Genomic DNA, 15,130 nt, shown 5'->3' on the forward strand with positions numbered 1-15,130 from the left:
GCCGCGGACCGGGGCGGACACGGGGCCGTAGCGTACGGGACGTGGCGGGCGGGCGGGTGCATCGCCGCAGGTCGCAGCGGGGTCAGCCGCCGCGCCGCGGCCGGGGCGGCAGCCGTCCGCCGCCGCAGCCAGCCGCCAGCAGTCAGCCGCCAGCCGGCTGCCGTCCCGTCTCGCCGTACGTCAAGGAGGCCCCGTGCACCCCGCCCTAGCCGCCGACCTCGACCGCTTCGACCAGCTCCTCGACGCCGCCCGCGCCCGCGCCGTCGCCGCCCTCGGCGCTCTCGCCGAGCGCCCGGTCGCCGCGCCGGCGCCGCGGGCCCCCGGCCCGTACGAGCCGCTGCCGGAGCGCGGCGCGGGCGGTGCCGCCGCGCTCGCGCGGTTCGGCGAGCGCTGGGAGCCGGGTCTGTCGGGCAGCGCGGGGCCGCGCTATCTGGGGTTCGTGACCGGTGGTGCGACGCCGGCGGCGCTGGCGGGCGACTGGCTGGTGGGTGCGTACGACCAGAACGTGGTCGCCGCCGGTGACTCCGCGGCCACCGACCTGGAGCGGGAGACGGTGGGCTGGCTGCGTGAGCTGTTCGGGCTGGGACCGGAGCACGCGGGCGCGTTCGTGTCGGGGGCGACGATGTCGAACGCCGCCGGGCTGGCCGTGGCGCGGGAGTGGCTGGGCGAGCAGCTCGGCGTCTCGGTGGCGGACGCGGGGGTGGGGGCGCTGGGCGAGGTCGCGGTGCTGTCGGGCGCGGCTCACTCCAGCGTGCCGAAGGCGCTGTCGGTCCTCGGGCTCGGCCGCGGCGCGCTGCGTGAGCTGCCGCTGCTGCCGGGGCGGGAGGCGGTGGACGTGGACTCCCTGGCGGCGGCGCTGGCGGAGCTGGGCGGCCGGCCGGCGATCGTGGTGGCCAACAGCGGCACGGTCAACACGGTCGACTTCGACGACCTGCGGGCCGTGGCCGCGCTGCGCGAGCGGTTTCCGTTCTGGCTGCACGTGGATGCCGCCTTCGGCGCGTTCGCGGCGCTGTCGCCGGAGCACGCACACCTGGTGGCGGGGCTGGACTCGGCGGACTCGGTCTGCGTGGACCTGCACAAGTGGCTCAACGTCCCGTACGACGCGGCGGTGCAGTTCACCCGGCGGCGGGACCTCCAGGTGCGGGTCTTCCGCAACGCCGCCGCCTACATGGCGCAGCCGGGCGACGACCCCGACTTCGTCCACCTGACACCGGAGAACTCGCGGCGGCTGCGGGCGCTGCCCGCGTGGCTGACGCTGGCGGCGTACGGGCGCGAGGGGCACCGGGAGGTGGTGGAGCGCAACGCGGCGCTGGCGCGGCGGTTCGGGGAGCGGGTGGAGGACGCGGGTGCGCTGCGGCTGCTGGCGCCGGTGCGGCTGAACGTCGTGTGCTTCACGACGGCGCAGGAGCCGACGGCGGAGCGGGTGGCGGCGGTGGCCGAGAGGGCCGCGGCGGGCGGGGAGGTGGTGGTGACGCCGACCGTGTACGGGGGGACGCACGGGCTGCGGGCGGCGTTCAGCAACTGGCGTACGGAGACGGGGGACGTGGACCGGGCCGTGGCCGCGCTGGTGGCGGCGGCGCGGGGGGTGTAGCGCCGGGTCACGTACCCGGCTCCACCACCGCCCCCGGCCGCGCGACCTCCACGGCCCCGCCGTACGCCCGCCGTGCCGCGGCGACGGCCGCGTCCGCGTCCTCGCCCGGCCACAGGTGTGTGAGCAGCAGCCGCCGGGCCCCGGCGCGGGCCGCGTGCTCGCCGGCCTGGCGGGCGCTGGACAGGTACGGCGCGTCCTCGGCCGGCACGTCCTCCGGGTAGGTGGCCTCGGCGAGGAACACGTCGGCGTCGTCGGCGAGTTCGGCGAGCGCCGGGCTGGGTCCGGTGTCGCCGGTGTACGCGAGGCTGCGGCCGGCCGCGGTCAGGCGCAGCCCGGCGTTGGGGACGTGGTGGGGCAGGGCCCGGGTGGCGATGCGGAACGGGCCGGAGGCGAGGTCCGGCTCCGTCGCCGGGTCGAAGGCGCGCAGGTCGTACGAGCCGTGCAGCATCCCGGGCCGGTCCAGCGCCAGCACCGCGTCGAGCGCGCCGGCGGGGGCGTACAGCGGCAGCGGGGGCGCGGGCGCCTCGCCCAGTGCGCGGGCGCGCAGCAGGGGGTTGAGGTCGGCGCAGTGGTCGGGGTGCCCGTGGGTGACGACGACGGCATCGACGTCACCGGGCCGCAGGTGCCGAAGGAGCCGGGGCATCACCGCGTACCCGGGGTCGATGAGCAGGCGGTGGCCGTCGTGCTCGACGAGGTAGCCGCTGCAAGCGGCGTCGGCGGTCGGCCAGGCACCGCTGCCGCCGAGCACGGTGAGCTTCACGGGGTTTCCTCCGGTACGTCCGCGGGGCCGGACCGGGCTCCGCCCCGGGCCACCGTACGGGCGTCACCAGGCGATGTGCACGAGGAACCACCCGGCGAAGCCGACCCAGGCCGCGACGAAGACCGCTTTGCCCACGGGCGTACGCACCCGGAACCAGTCCCGGGTCCGCTCCGAGAGCGTGTCGCCCTTCCGCGGGGTGCGCAGCGCGACGACCTCCACGACGGCGCCGAGGGCGAGGAGCCCGCCCCAGATCCAGTCGGCCCCGCTCACGCCGGCCTGCCCTCGGCGGCGTCGGCCGGCGGCACGACGGCCGCCACGGGCGCGTCCTCGGGCCGGGCCGGGTACTCGGGCGGCCGGGCCCAGCCGAGCAGCACGCCGGCGACGAGGCGCAGCGGCTTCCACTCGCGCTTCGTCGCCCACTCCTCCAGCGCCCGGAACACCGCGTAGTAGGCGGCGGTGACGAGCGCGGTGACCCCGGCGGTCACTGTGGTCGAGTCGGCGTCGACGCCGAAGGCGCCGGCGGCGGTCACGGCCCAGCCGACGAAAAGCGGCACCAGGGTACGTAACACAGAGATGTACAGATTCATGGTCAGATCCCCCGATCTGTGGTCACCGCGGGTAAAGCGGCCTTCTTGAACGGGAGATGCCCGCACAGGGGCCTCCTGAACCACAACCTGAACGTCGAGTTCCGCATCGAACTCCCGCGGCGCACACGGGGCTTGGGGGCGCACTCCTGGAGCGCGAGATTCCATCGGGGTGCTTGCGCGGCGCCCGCAACGGGGATGAGGGGAGAAACGCAAGGGACAGCCACGCAAAGTCACGAGGGATTCGGCCACCGTCCCGTCCCGACCCCCACCGAAAGGGACGAATGATGACCATCAAGGGCATCGACGTCAGTTCGCACCAGTCAAGCAACTACTCCACGCGAGGCATGAACTTCGTCTTCGTCAAGGCGTCGGAAGGCCGCAGCTACGTCAACCCCAAGCAGGGCGCCCAGGCCGAACACGGCCGCGAGGCGGGCCTGGTGCTGGGGTTTTACCACTTCCTGTGGCCCGGCAACATCAAGGCGCAGGCGCAGTACTTCGTCGACAAGGCCAAGGAGAAGCCGGGCGACATGCTCGCCTGCGACTGGGAGCACACCGGCGACGGCACCGCGGCGAGCAACAAGGAGAAGGACGCCTTCATCCGCGAGGTCAAGCGGCTGCGCCCGCGCCACAAGGTGCTCCTCTACTGCAACCGCGACTTCTGGCTCAACCGCGACACCACCAGCTACGCCGGCGACGGCCTGTGGATCGCCCAGTACAACGGCGACCCGGGCCACCCGGACATCCAGGCGTCCTGGCGCTTCCACCAGTACACGTCCTCACCGATCGACACGAACGTCGGCAGGTTCAACTCCCGCTCGGCCCTGCGGTCCTGGGCCCGGGAGCGGTTCGACACCAAACTCACGGCGGACGGGGCGGAGCCCGAGCGCGAGGACGCGCCCGGGCCCGGATCCGAGCCCGATGCCGAAGAGCCCGTGTCCTCCTGATCCCGTCGGCTACGAGACCTCGATGCCGTAGTCCTCGACCAGGTCGACCAGGCTCGGGTAGCCCCGGCCGCCGACGACGAAGCGCCAGTCCGCTCCGGACGTCCGCCGGAACGACCCCAGCACCAGCGCGGTCTCCCCGGGGCGGCCGTCGGAGACCGCCAGCTCTTCGGCCGCCGTGCCCGAGGGCTCGGAGAGCCGGATCCGCGCGTCGGTGAACCCGGTGAGATCGGCGCCGGGGTCGGTCTCGGGGTCGACCGCGGCGACCAGGACGAGCCGGTCGGCGGCGGCGGGAAGCTGCTCGAAGCGGACCCAGACCGCCGCCTTGTCCGGCCCGGTGGCCGGCATGATCTGGACGGTGCCGTCGGGGGTGCGCGGGTTGTTGTAGAAGACGAACAGGTCGTCGGCGAGCACGCGGTTCCCGCGGCAGACGAGCGCGCACACGTCCAGTCCGACGCTCCCGGACCACGACATGCCCAGCACGCTGGTCTCGTCGAGGTCGGACGCCGCCGGGTCGCACGCCGCCGGGTCCGCCGTGGACCCGGCCCGCGGGTCCGCCTCGGCCGCGGTGTCGTCAGGGCCGGCGGAGGCCCCGGAGCCGGGCGCGCGGGCCGGCCCCTGCGCCCCCGTACCGCCGAGCCGGCCGCGCAGACCGTGCCGGCCGAGCAGGTCGACCAGCTCCGTACCCGCGATGAGGGTCAGCGGCTTGCCGTTGGCGAAGGCGTGCGAGCCCGGTCCGAACGAGGACGTGGTGATCAGCACGCCCTTGTTCGCGCCGACGTCCTGGGCGGTGCCGAAGAGGTCGCGCACGGCCGTCGGCGGCACCGTGTTCCGGTACCGCTTCACCTGCACGATGATCTTCCCGCCGCGGATGGGGTCGGGGTCGAGGGCGTCGACGTCCACGCCGCCGTCGCCGGAGCGCTTCGTGGTCACCGCCTGCATGCCCATCGCCCGGAACAGCTCGGCGACCAGTTCCTCGAACTCCAGCGGATCCATCTCGTACAGATCCGGCTCGTCGCCGTCGCCGTGCGAGACCACGCTGCCGCCCACCTCGTCCGGGATCCGTCCGGGCCGCACCTCGGCACGCCGGTCGGGGCGCTCGGGGCGGTCGGAGAGCCGGCCGCGGAGCCCGCCGACGAGGCAGTCGGGGGCGTTGACCTGCCGGAGGTTCAGCGCCCCTAACTCCTCGCCCGAGACCATCACCGTGGCCAGGAAGACCTGCGCACGGTGCCCGGTCGCCGGGTCGGTGTCGTCCACGAAGCCGTTGAGCGCCACGGACTCCAGCACGTCGAACCGGTCGGCCGCGAAGGCGTCGCGCAGCACGAGGAGCATGCACTGGGCCAGCACGTCGCGGTACAGCGCACGGCACTCGGTGGCCGGCCGCCGGACCTCCTTGTCGCGGTCGGCGCCCGGCATGTAGCGCACGACCGACGTGGCGGGAACGACGGCGTAGGCGGGTAGCTGCCAGTTCAGGACGAGTTGGCGGGCGGCGGAGTCGTACGCGGCGCAGACCTGCCGGGGGAAGTCCTCCGGCCACCCCTGCGAGGCGTACAGCGCGGCGGTGAAGTACTCCACCACCGCGTCCGGCTCCCCGCGCCGCAGCGCGGCGGTCAGCTCCCGCACCCCGGCGTTGTGCCGCCGGATCAGGGCCGTCTGCTCCTCTGCCCACTGCTCGTACTGCCGGTGGTAGACGGCCAGTTGCTGCTGCCGCTGCGCCTCCGCGGCCTGGGCCGCCCGCCAGTCGTGCTCGTAGCGGGCCCGGGCCTGCTCCTGCGCCTGCCGGTTCGAGCCGAACCCCCACCCGCTCTGCGACTGCGGCTGGTAGGCGTTCGGATCGGGCATCGGTACGGGCACCCCGAGTTGCCCGGGCGCGAACGGCTCCACCCGCTCGTCCCGCGCGAGCGCCTCCGGGGTGAAGGCGGGCGCGTCGCACCCGGCCACCAGCAGCCCGCCGAGCACCTCCAGCCGCGCCTCCAACTCCTCGGTGCGCTGCCGGGCATCCGTCTCACGCCGCTGCCGGTACGCCGCCTGCTGCTCCCGCTGCTGCCGGGCGGCCGCCCGCTCCGCCGCCCGCTGCTGCCGCTCCTGCTCCCGCTGGTGCCGCACCCACGCCTGCCGCTGCGCCTCCTCCTGACGCCGCCGCTGCCGCTGTATCTCGGCCCAGCCGCCGACCAGGCCGTATGAACGCTGACTCATCGCAACCCCACACCTCGCACTCCCCGCGACCGCTCCCCACCGGCCGCGGACAACGAAGCCGTCCCCGGCCGTTGTCTGGCACATACATAGCGCACAACCCGCCGTGTACGCACCGGTTACCCACCATTCATCTGCACCCGGGAGGAACGTGCCGTGCGAGGCGGTCCGGCAGCCAGCCACCGGTGCACCACCGGGGGACCGGCGGGAACCTGGGACGGCGGAGCCGTACCGGGCGGGGCGGGGAGGGGTGAGGGGTGGGCGCGGACGGGTTCGAACCGCCGACATCTGCCTTGTAAGGGCAGCGCTCTACCGCTGAGCTACGCGCCCGGACGCGGGGACAGCGTACCGTGCCCCGCCGACGGCGATCGACATGCGGGGGCCGCGGGGATCGTCGTGGGCCGTGTGTTCGTTCGGCCCTGGTGGGAGAATGGCTCTCCAGGGGAGCGCAGGGCACGGAAAGGGGTCTCGTGGCATTCGGCGGAGGCGGAGGCGGTACCCGGCGGTGGGGCTGGGGAGACCGGGGTGACGGGGCTCGGGCCGAGGCGCAGGCGGCCAAGGATGCCGCCGCGACCGCGTTCTACGAGCTGGACACCGCGCAGCGCGACCTGCGCATCTCCGTGGAGACGATCGCCGCCGTCGACGACTCGGCCGCCGCCCGCAAGGCGGCGTCGGACTTCGCCGCCCTGGGGCAGCGGATCGACGAGGTCAGCCACACGTACATCAGCGCCGTCGACTCCTACGACCTCGACCGCGACGACCTCGACCAGGGGACCGCGTCCCGCGCCCGGCACGAGCTCCAGCAGGCCACCAACGGACTGGAGAAGGTCCGCTCGGACCTCAACCACTTCGCGCACGGCCTCGGCCCCCTCCTCGACCAGGCCGAGAGCCAGCTCGCCCGGCTCGCGCCCGCCGTGGAGCGGGCCCGGCAGGCGCTGCTGGCGGCCACGACGGCCCTGGACGAGGTGCGCGGCAAGGGGTTCCAGGCCGACGACCTGGCCGCCCGGCTCGCCGGGCTCGGGCCGGAGCTGACCAAGCTCAACGAGGGCGCCGGGCGGCACGGCGTGCAGGAGACCATCCACCGCGCCGTCGGCGTGCAGCGCGACGCCGAGGCGCTGCGCAGCGAGGCGGAGCAGTTGCCGCAGCGCGCCGAGGAGATCGACCGCCGCCTGGTCAGCCTCCGCACCCGCGCGCAGGCTCTGGCCACCCGCGCCGAGAAGGTCAAGCCCGTACTCAGCGAGCTGCGCCGGCGCTTCGCGCTGGCCTGCTGGCGCGATCTCCAGGAGGTGCCGGACCGCGCCGCGCAGGCCGTCACCGAGGCGGAACAGAAGATCGCCGACGCCGGCCGGGCCCGCCGCGAGCAGCGCTGGCCCGACGCGACGGCGCTGCTGACGAGCGTACGGGCGCTGCTGAACCAGACCGACGAGGCCGTGGACGCCACCCGCGACCGGCTCCAGCGCCTCGACGAGGTGGAGAAGGACCGCACCTCGGAGGTGAACCGCACGCGCTTCGCCATCCGCGACGCGCAGCGCCTCGCGATGGCGGGCCGGGACCGCCCCGACCCCCGGCACGCGGGGCCGCTGGACGCGGCGGTCGAGCGCGTCGACCGGGCGGAGGCGGGGCTCACGGGGCGCCATCCGGACTACTGGAGCTTCCTGGAGGAGCTGGAGGCGGTCCGCGAGACGGTCTCCGAGGTGGTCCAGGCGATACGTGCCGAACGCGGGAGCGGCACCGGCAGGTGACCGCGGGACCCGGCAGCCGGGGGCCACAGGCCACCGGGGGCGCCCGCCGGGGGCCGCGGGTTTCGGCGGTGGCCGCGGCTTTCGTCCGCTGCCGCCCGGCCGGCCCGCGGCGATATGCTTCCGCCATGCCTCGATACGAGTACCGCTGCCGGTCCTGTGGGACGACCTTCGAGGTCAGCCGGCCCATGGCCGAGTCCTCCGACCCCGCGGACTGCCCGCAGGGCCACGACGACACCGTCAAGCTGCTCTCCACCGTGGCCGTCGGCGGCTCCGCCGCCGGTGCCGCCGCGCCGCAGGCCGGCGGGGGCGGCGGGGGCGGGTGCTGCGGCGGCGGTTGCTGCGCGTAGCCGCCGGGCGGCGTAGCGTACGGCGGGTGACCGGGCGACTTGCCCCGGTATGCGGTCCGGGCGGATGCTGGATTACGGCACCGCCGTAAGGAGGTCGCACCATGGCCCGACCGCATGTCATGGAGTCCCTGCCGCATCCCCTGGCCGAACCGCCCCAGGGCGAGGTCACCGGCAGCCGCGAGGCCCTCAAGGACCGCGTCAACGTCGGGCGGCCCGCCCACCAGCACACCAGGATCGACGAGCATCTGCCCGTCGACCACCACCTCAGCAACGTCTACCGCGCGGGCGCCGGCCTCGCCGGCCTCTTCCTGCTGGTCTTCGGCGTCCTCGGCCTCTTCAACCACGTCTGGTTCTTCGACACCGGCGGCGACAAGACCCTCGGCCTGAACACCAACGGGGCGCTGAGCACCCTGTCCATCGCCGTCGGCGCGCTGCTGCTCTACGGCATGGTCCGCGGCGGCAACTTCGCCTCCACCCTCAACATGGTCGTCGGCGGGCTCTTCGTCCTCAGCGGCTTCGTCAACCTCGCCCTCCTGGAAACCGGCGCGAACTTCCTCGCCTTCAGAATGCAGAACGTGCTGTTCAGCTTCATCCTCGGGGTGGTCCTGGCGATGTTCGGGATGTACGGGCGCGTCAGCGGCCGGCTCCCCCACGACAACCCTTACTGGCGCACCCGCAACGTGGACGAGGACGCGGACGCGGACTTGCACGGGGACGGGGGCGGGGACTTGGACGGGGACGCGGCCGGGGGCCGGGAGGCTACCGGCGCCGGGCCACGGTGAGGCCGTCGGCGACCGTCAGCAGCACCGACTCCATCCGGGCGTCCGCGACCACGTGGTCGTTGAACGCCCGGATCGCCGCGGCCCCGCCCGTCGCGCCCGGGTCGACGACCCGGCCGTGGAAGAGGACGTTGTCGACGACGATCAGCCCGCCGGGCCGCATCCGCGGCACCAGTTCCTCCCAGTACGCGATGTAGCCCTGCTTGTCCGCGTCCAGGTACGCCAGGTCGATGTGCGGCTCCGCGGGCATCGCCCGCAGCGAGTCCGCGGCCGGCCCGAGCCGCAGCTCCACGCGGTCCGCGACGCCGCCCTTCTCCCACGCCTCGCGCGCGTACGCCGTCCACTCCTCGGAGACGTCCAGCGCCACGAGCGTCCCGTCCGCCGGCAGCGCCTGCGCCATCGACAGCGACGAGAAGCCGGTGAAGGTGCCGACCTCCACGACGTGCCGGGCACCGACCAGCCGTACCAGGAACGCCAGCAGCGGGCCCTGCTCCTGCGCGGACTGCATGCTCGCCGAGTCGGGGAACAGGGAGTGCGTCAGCTCGACCAGGTCGCGCTGCACGGCGTCCAGCGGCGGGTTGTGGTCCAGCACGTAGCGGTACAGCTCCGGTGTCTGGTCGGGGCGCTTGTCCCGGCCCGCGGGAGAGGGAGTGGTCATGAAAGGCATCCTGCCATCCGACGGAGTATCTCCTCACCCGCGGCCACACCGCGCTCGGCGAGCGCGGTGACGTGCGGCGCGGTCCAGCCGCGCGCGGCCAGTTCGCCGTGGCCGGGGCGCCAGGCGCGGTCGGCGGCCAGGAGGAGGTCGGTGTCGAGGAGGGAGTCGCCGGCGGCCAGGACGGTGTCCGTCCCGCCGGCCCTGCGTACGACCTCCGCCACCGCCGCGCTCTTCGTCAGCGCCCGCGGCACCGCGTAGATCTTGCGCCCCTGCGCCGATACGGACCACCCCCTCGGCCCCGCCCACTCCCCCAGCTCCTTCAGCCACTCCTCCGGCACCGCCGCCCGCTCCACCACCAGGTACGCGAACAGGTCCTCGGCCGTACGGAGCTTGCGCAGCCACGCCGGGTCCGCCGCGCGCGCCAGGTGCTCGCGGACCTCCGCCAGCGGCGCGCTCCCCGCCGCCAGCTCCCGGCCCACCCGTGCCCGCCAGCCGGCGTCGGCCTCGCCGTCGACCAGCAGGTGGCCGCCGTTGGCGCAGATCGCGTACCGCGGCGGCGGCCCGGGGAGGCGGACGCGGCCGTACTGCTCGCGGGTGCGGGTCGTCACGGGTACGAAGGGGACGCGGGCGGCGAGTTCGGCGAGCAGGCCGGCGGCGGTCTCGGTCATGAAGGACAGCGGCCTGCCCTCGTAGACCTCGACGCACAGCAGGCGGGGCGCCGCGGCGTCGGGCACGTCGAGGGCGAGGGCGGCCGGGGAGTAGATGAGGGTGCGGTCGAGGTCGCTGGCGATCAGGGTCATGAGGCGGGCTTCCCGGGGGTGTCGGGGGCGTCGGGGACAGGGGCCGTCGCGCTCGTGCCGTCCGCGCCCGTCGCGCCCCGCGTGTACCGCGGGTGTATCAGCCCGACGCACGTGTACGGCAGGTCGTCCGTCTCCTCCACCGGCACCCCCCGCTGCTCCGCCAGCAGCCGCACGTGGTCCAGATCGGCCCCCGCGCCGCGCCGCGCCAGCACGCGCCACGGCACCCGGCGCAGCATCACCCGCGTCGTCTCGCCGACGCCGGGCTTGACGAGGTTCACGTCCCCGATGCCGTACGCCTCGCTGATCCGCTCCACCGCGGCCCACCCCGCCCACGTCGGTTCGCGCTCCGGCGAGGCCGGCATCGGGCGGATGCCGGCGGGGTCGGGGAAGCGGGCGGCGACGGCGTCGAGGAAGTGGCCGGAGAGGTCGTCTCCGGCCAGCTCGCGGTAGAACTTCGCGCCGTGGTAGTCGGCGGGGCCGACGAGGTCGGGGCGGAGCACGGTGCGCGATATCAGGCCCGAGACCGTGGAGTTGAGGCAGGCGGAGGGGATGAGGAAGTCCTCGCGGGTGCCGTACGTGTCCACGCAGCGGCCCGGGTCGGCGAGGACGGCGAGGCGGGGGTCGAAGGCGGGGAAGCCGCGCAGCGCGGCGGCGAGTTCGCGGGCGATGGCGCCCTTGCCGGTCCAGCCGTCCACGAAGACGACGTCGGCGGGGTCGTGGTGGGCGGCGAGCCAGTGCAGCGCGGCGGTGTCGATGCCGCGTCCGCGGACGATGGAGACGGCGTAGTGGGGGACGTCGAGTCCGTGCGCGTGGCGGGCCCAGCGGCGCATCAGGATGCCGACGGGGGTGCCGGCGCGGGCCAGGGAGACGACGACGGGGGTGGGCGACCGCTCGGCGAGCACGGTCTCGGTGACGGTGGCGACGGCGTGGGAGATGCGCTCGGCGGTGGCGTCGAGGGCGGTGTGGAAGAGGCGTACGTAGTCGGGGCTGGGCTGGTACTCGACGGGCAGCGACTCGGCGTAGTGGGCGCCGCCGCGCTGGATGGCCTCCTCGCGCTCTTCTGTGGGGGCTTCGAGGGCGACGGCGGAGAGGTCCTTGAGGAGCCAGCCGACGTCCTCGGGGGCGTAGGAGGAGAAGCCGGGGCCGCGCAGCGGCTCGGCGAGGGTGGGGACGTGGGAGGGGATCACGGCGAGGAGTACCCGGGGGGTGTGCGGGGCGAGCGCGTCGAGGAGCCCGCCGGGGGCGTGCAGGGCGGGGGTGTCGGCGGCGGAGTCGGTGACGGCGACGACGGCGTCGTAGGGGGGTTCGCCGGTGATGTTGTAGGCGTAGCGGGGCGCCTCGCCGGGGGCGGCGCCGGGGGTGTCGTGGGCGGGGAAGGCGATGCGGCTGCGGATGGCGTAGCCGGGGTGGTCGACGGGGAGCACCGGGGAGCGGGTGGTGGAGGAGAACCGCACGTCGGCTCCGATGCCGCCGTCGCGGAGGAGGTCTTCGAGGGCCGTGGCCAGGCGGAGCGGGGCGTACATCAGCTCCTCGGTGCCGAGGACGAGCACGCGGGGCGGCCGCGCCGCGGCGGCGGGCAGGTCGAGGGCGTCGGCGAGACGGGCGGCCATGGCGGGCAGCGCGGCGTCGAGCCGGTCGCGGTGGTCGGCGCGGAAGCCGTGCCGCCCCCCGTCGGGCAGCCCGGCGGGCCACCCCAGCGCAACGCGGCGCACGGCGGGGGGCGTTGCTCCCCGGCCCCGCACCTCCCCGGAACCCGGAACCTCCGCCCCCGGGACCCCGGCAACCCCGGACCGCCCGGCACCGGCGGGAGCGGCACCGGCGGGAGCGGCACCGGCGGGAGCCGCACCGGCGGGAGCCGCACCGGCACCGGCATCCGAAGCGGAAGCGCCTCCGCCCGCCGCCCGCCCCTCGTACTGCGCCACCAGTTCCGCGCCCCTGCGCAGCACGTCCGCCGGCAGCCGCACCCGCCCCGACGTCAGCGACACCACGTCCACCCGCGTGCCCAGGTCCGCCGCCGACTTCTCCAGCGCCCTGCGGTCGTCCTTGGACCGCATGTCCGTCAGTACCGCGACCACGTACCGGGCCCGCGGGCGCGCCGCGTGCAGGGCGGCGATGGTGTTGCGCAGGGTGCGGCCCGTCGACAGTTCGTCGTCGACGAGCACCAGCGGCCCCTCCCCCGTCAGCAGCCCGGGGTCCGCCGGCAGCAGCAGGTGTTCCGTGGCGTGGCTGTGCTCCTCCTCGAAGCCCGCCGCCCGCGCCATGCCGGCCACCTGCCGGCGCGTGGAGTGCAGGTACGCCGCGGCCCCCAGGCCGTCCGCGACGCAGTGGCCCAGGCCCGTCGCCGTCTCGGCGTAGCCGAGGACCACCGCGCGGGCCGCGGCCGCCGGGCCCAGCAGGTCGCGGGCGAGGCCGCCGAGGCGCAGGCCCGCGCCGTGGATGCGCGACGGGGACTGCGGGACGTGCTTGCCCAGGACCGTGGAGACCAGCAGGTGGGCGCGGCGCGGGTTGCGGCGCAGCGCCAGGCCCACCAGGTCCCGTAGCTCCGGCGGGCCGGTCAGCTCCACCCCGAGCCTGCTCTCGACCCACTCGCCGGACCAGACGGCGCCCATCAGCTCTCCCCCCGGCCCGCCGCCGCCAGCAGCTCCACGAACGTCGTGTCCTCGCGGGCCACCCCGAAGACCCGCGCCCGCCGCAGTGTCCGCTCCGCCCAGGCGCGGTGCGGCTTGGCCTCGTTCATCTTGTTGGTGTACGCGGAGCGCATCACCCCGCCGCCCGCGCCGTCCTTGCGCAGGATGTCCGTCGCGTCCACGTACTCCTCGTGGCTCACCACCGACAGCGCGTGCACCGGTGCCACGTGGCTGGGGTGGATGCACGTCTTGCCCTGGAGCCCGTTGGCGCGGTCGAGCGAGATCTCCCGCAGCAGGCCGTCCATGTCGTGCTCGATGAGCGCCGCCCGCAGCTCCTCCGCGCGGCCCGCGGCGAACGGGCTGCTGCGCAACTGAGGCTTGAACAATCGTTCCTGCTGACGGAAGTACTCCCACACCGGGCCCGTGACCGTGAAGCCGCTGCCGTCCGCCCGCCCGAAGACGTTGACCACGTCACCGATCGCCGCCGCCACCAGTTGCACGTCGTACGCCGTCATGTCCGGCGAGCGCCGCAGCCCGTACGCGGCGCAGAAGTCCGTCACCCCGAGCCGTACCGCAAGCACCCGCTCCCGGTACTGCTCCAGCACCCGCGCGATGCCCCGCAGCGCCGCCGCCCGCGACTCCAGGTGCAGCACCTCCGGCGACTCCACCACCGGCATCGCGTACAGCCGCCGGCCGGCCGGCTCGGCAAGCTGCTCCGCCTTGATGACCGCCTCCAGGAAGTCGACCCCCTGCACCGCCGTGAACTTCGGCAGCACGAACCCCGACAGCAGCCGCGCCGCCGGCCCGAGGCGGGCGACGAGGTCGGGGATCTGGCCGGCCTCGCGGGTACGGACGAACAGCAGCGGCAGGACCCCGCCGGTGTCCTGCTTCTCCAGGTCGCGGAGCTGCCGTACGACGTTGGCCTCCGCCTCCGGCACCTCGCCGTCGGCTATGGAGTCCTCCAGGCACAGCACCATCGACACCACCCCGCGCGCCGCCTGCGCCCTGATGTCGCGGGCCAGGTGCGGGCGGGTGGCGGGGCTGTAGAGCGTCGCGCCCAGGGCCATCGCCAGCTCCGCGGGCGGGGCTCCGGCGGTGAACTCGGCCGGTTCGCGGTGGAACAGCGCGGCACGCACGTCCGGGGAGACGTGCCCGAAGTGGCGCATACGGTGCTCCTGGGGTGGTTGCGGCCGGGCGGGGCCGGTGTGGGTAAAGGAAGGTCGAGGAATGTCGATGATTCGGTAAAAGGGACGTCCGGGAGCCCGGCACCGTTCCCCGATCGCCCCGCATTGTGACCGCCGCGGGCGACAGGGCAGGATAGCTCGCATGACGCACGCCATGACGCAGGGATCCGACATGTCCGTATCCGTCCCTGCGGTACGGGCGGTACTGCGCTGGACCCCGGGGGCCGGGGTGCCGGACGTCGACGCCTGCGTCATCCTCCTCGACGACAAGGGCCGGGTCCGCTCGGACGCCGACTTCGTCTTCTACAACCAGCCCCGCCACCCCTCCGGGCTCGCCCGCAAACTCCCCAAGAAGCGGCAGGGCGAGGGGCTGACCGACTCCGTCGAGGCGCAGCTCGCCCGGCAGGACCCGTCCGTGGACCGGATGGTGCTGGTCGCCTCCGCGGACGGCGGCACCCTGGCGCGGGTACGGAACCTGCGGGTGGAGCTGCACGACGCCGGAAGCGGCGACACGGCGGGCGGGGAGCCGTTCGCGTACGTGGACATCCAGCCCGACGGCGGGGCGTCCTCCGCGCTGATCTGCGGCGAACTGCGGCGGGCCGGAGGCGGCTGGCAGTTCCGGGCGGTGACCCAGGGGTACGCCACGGGGCTGGTCGGCGTGGCCGGCGACTTCGGCATCTCCGTGGACGAGACGGACACCGGACACCACCCGACCCCGGACGCGGCCGGCGACCCGGCGTCCGGCGGCCAGCCCGCACCGGGCGCGCAGAGCGCCCCGAGCCGGCAGAGCGCGCAGAGCGCCCCGGGCGCGTCCGCCCCGCAGGCCGCCCCGCAGCCGGCGCCCCCCATCGCGTACGGCTACCCCCCGGCGTTCACCCTCCCGCCGCAGGGCCCCCAGTTCATCGGCCGCTGACCGGCGCC

14 protein-coding genes and 1 tRNA gene are annotated in these 15,130 nt (G+C 75.0%); 6 read left to right on the top strand and 9 right to left on the bottom strand.

Going from position 1 to position 15,130, the window contains the following annotated elements:
* Positions 1-193 precede the first annotated feature (193 nt).
* Entirely contained in the window at positions 194-1,591 is a 1,398-nt protein-coding gene (locus QBL21_RS25655; protein ID WP_407564585.1) for a pyridoxal phosphate-dependent decarboxylase family protein, read from the top strand.
* Positions 1,592-1,598: 7 nt separating this feature from the next.
* On the opposite strand, the gene QBL21_RS25660 is transcribed toward QBL21_RS25655, so the two are convergent.
* The 3 genes from QBL21_RS25660 to QBL21_RS25670 all read right to left on the bottom strand — a co-directional run bounded on the left by QBL21_RS25660 (position 1,599) and on the right by QBL21_RS25670 (position 2,938).
* Positions 1,599-2,351, bottom strand: a complete 753-nt coding sequence (locus QBL21_RS25660; protein ID WP_407564586.1) for an MBL fold metallo-hydrolase — start codon at positions 2,349-2,351, stop codon at positions 1,599-1,601.
* Positions 2,352-2,414: 63 nt separating this feature from the next.
* The gene (locus QBL21_RS25665) at positions 2,415-2,621 is read right to left on the bottom strand and encodes a hypothetical protein (protein WP_407564587.1); all 207 of its coding nucleotides are present in this window, start codon (positions 2,619-2,621) and stop codon (positions 2,415-2,417) included.
* Complete coding sequence (locus QBL21_RS25670; protein ID WP_407564588.1) at positions 2,618-2,938, bottom strand: hypothetical protein; 321 nt, start codon at positions 2,936-2,938, stop codon at positions 2,618-2,620. The genes QBL21_RS25665 and QBL21_RS25670 overlap by 4 nt, the downstream gene beginning before the upstream one ends.
* 284 nt (positions 2,939-3,222) lie before the next feature.
* Between QBL21_RS25670 and QBL21_RS25675 the strand changes: the two genes are divergently transcribed.
* Complete coding sequence (locus tag QBL21_RS25675; protein WP_407564589.1) at positions 3,223-3,882, top strand: glycoside hydrolase family 25 protein; 660 nt, start codon at positions 3,223-3,225, stop codon at positions 3,880-3,882.
* A 9-nt stretch (positions 3,883-3,891) separates the two neighbouring features.
* On the opposite strand, the gene QBL21_RS25680 is transcribed toward QBL21_RS25675, so the two are convergent.
* Both QBL21_RS25680 and QBL21_RS25685 read right to left on the bottom strand, forming a co-directional pair.
* Positions 3,892-6,075 (bottom strand): restriction endonuclease, encoded by a 2,184-nt coding sequence (locus QBL21_RS25680; RefSeq protein ID WP_407564590.1) that lies wholly within the window; start codon positions 6,073-6,075, stop codon positions 3,892-3,894.
* Between the two features lie 255 nt (positions 6,076-6,330).
* A tRNA-Val gene (locus QBL21_RS25685) sits at positions 6,331-6,402 on the bottom strand.
* A 140-nt stretch (positions 6,403-6,542) separates the two neighbouring features.
* Here QBL21_RS25685 and QBL21_RS25690 point away from each other — a divergent pair.
* The 3 genes from QBL21_RS25690 (at position 6,543) to QBL21_RS25700 (ending at position 8,943) form a co-directional block, all read left to right on the top strand.
* Positions 6,543-7,814: a hypothetical protein gene (locus QBL21_RS25690; protein ID WP_407564591.1), complete on the top strand. Its 1,272-nt coding sequence runs from the start codon at positions 6,543-6,545 to the stop codon at positions 7,812-7,814.
* Between the two features lie 125 nt (positions 7,815-7,939).
* On the top strand, positions 7,940-8,161 hold the full coding sequence (locus QBL21_RS25695) for an FmdB family zinc ribbon protein (RefSeq protein WP_407564592.1): 222 nt from the start codon (positions 7,940-7,942) through the stop codon (positions 8,159-8,161).
* Positions 8,162-8,262: 101 nt separating this feature from the next.
* Positions 8,263-8,943, top strand: coding sequence for a DUF4383 domain-containing protein (locus QBL21_RS25700; protein ID WP_407564593.1), 681 nt, complete (start codon positions 8,263-8,265; stop codon positions 8,941-8,943).
* Here QBL21_RS25700 and QBL21_RS25705 read toward each other — a convergent pair.
* From QBL21_RS25705 to QBL21_RS25720, 4 genes are read right to left on the bottom strand one after another with little or no spacing between them, the layout of a single operon-like run.
* Positions 8,921-9,598 carry an O-methyltransferase gene (locus QBL21_RS25705; protein WP_407564594.1) on the bottom strand — a complete coding sequence of 226 codons (678 nt, stop codon included), beginning with the start codon at positions 9,596-9,598 and terminating at the stop codon, positions 8,921-8,923. The two genes, QBL21_RS25700 and QBL21_RS25705, sit on opposite strands and share 23 nt — an antisense overlap.
* A complete protein-coding gene (locus tag QBL21_RS25710; protein ID WP_407564595.1) occupies positions 9,595-10,398 on the bottom strand; it encodes an HAD family hydrolase in 804 nt (267 codons plus the stop codon). The genes QBL21_RS25705 and QBL21_RS25710 overlap by 4 nt, the downstream gene beginning before the upstream one ends.
* On the bottom strand, positions 10,395-13,007 hold the full coding sequence (locus QBL21_RS25715; protein ID WP_407564596.1) for a phosphoribosyltransferase: 2,613 nt from the start codon (positions 13,005-13,007) through the stop codon (positions 10,395-10,397). The genes QBL21_RS25710 and QBL21_RS25715 overlap by 4 nt, the downstream gene beginning before the upstream one ends.
* Entirely contained in the window at positions 13,007-14,191 is a 1,185-nt protein-coding gene (locus QBL21_RS25720; RefSeq protein WP_407564597.1) for an HpcH/HpaI aldolase/citrate lyase family protein, read from the bottom strand. Before QBL21_RS25720 ends, QBL21_RS25715 begins: the two co-directional genes overlap by 1 nt.
* Before the next feature lie 160 nt (positions 14,192-14,351).
* Between QBL21_RS25720 and QBL21_RS25725 the strand changes: the two genes are divergently transcribed.
* Positions 14,352-15,122 carry a TerD family protein gene (locus QBL21_RS25725; RefSeq protein WP_407564598.1) on the top strand — a complete coding sequence of 257 codons (771 nt, stop codon included), beginning with the start codon at positions 14,352-14,354 and terminating at the stop codon, positions 15,120-15,122.
* Positions 15,123-15,130: the final 8 nt, after the last annotated feature.

This window comes from Streptomyces sp. 184 (assembly GCF_045781775.1).
Taxonomy (GTDB): domain Bacteria; phylum Actinomycetota; class Actinomycetes; order Streptomycetales; family Streptomycetaceae; genus Streptomyces.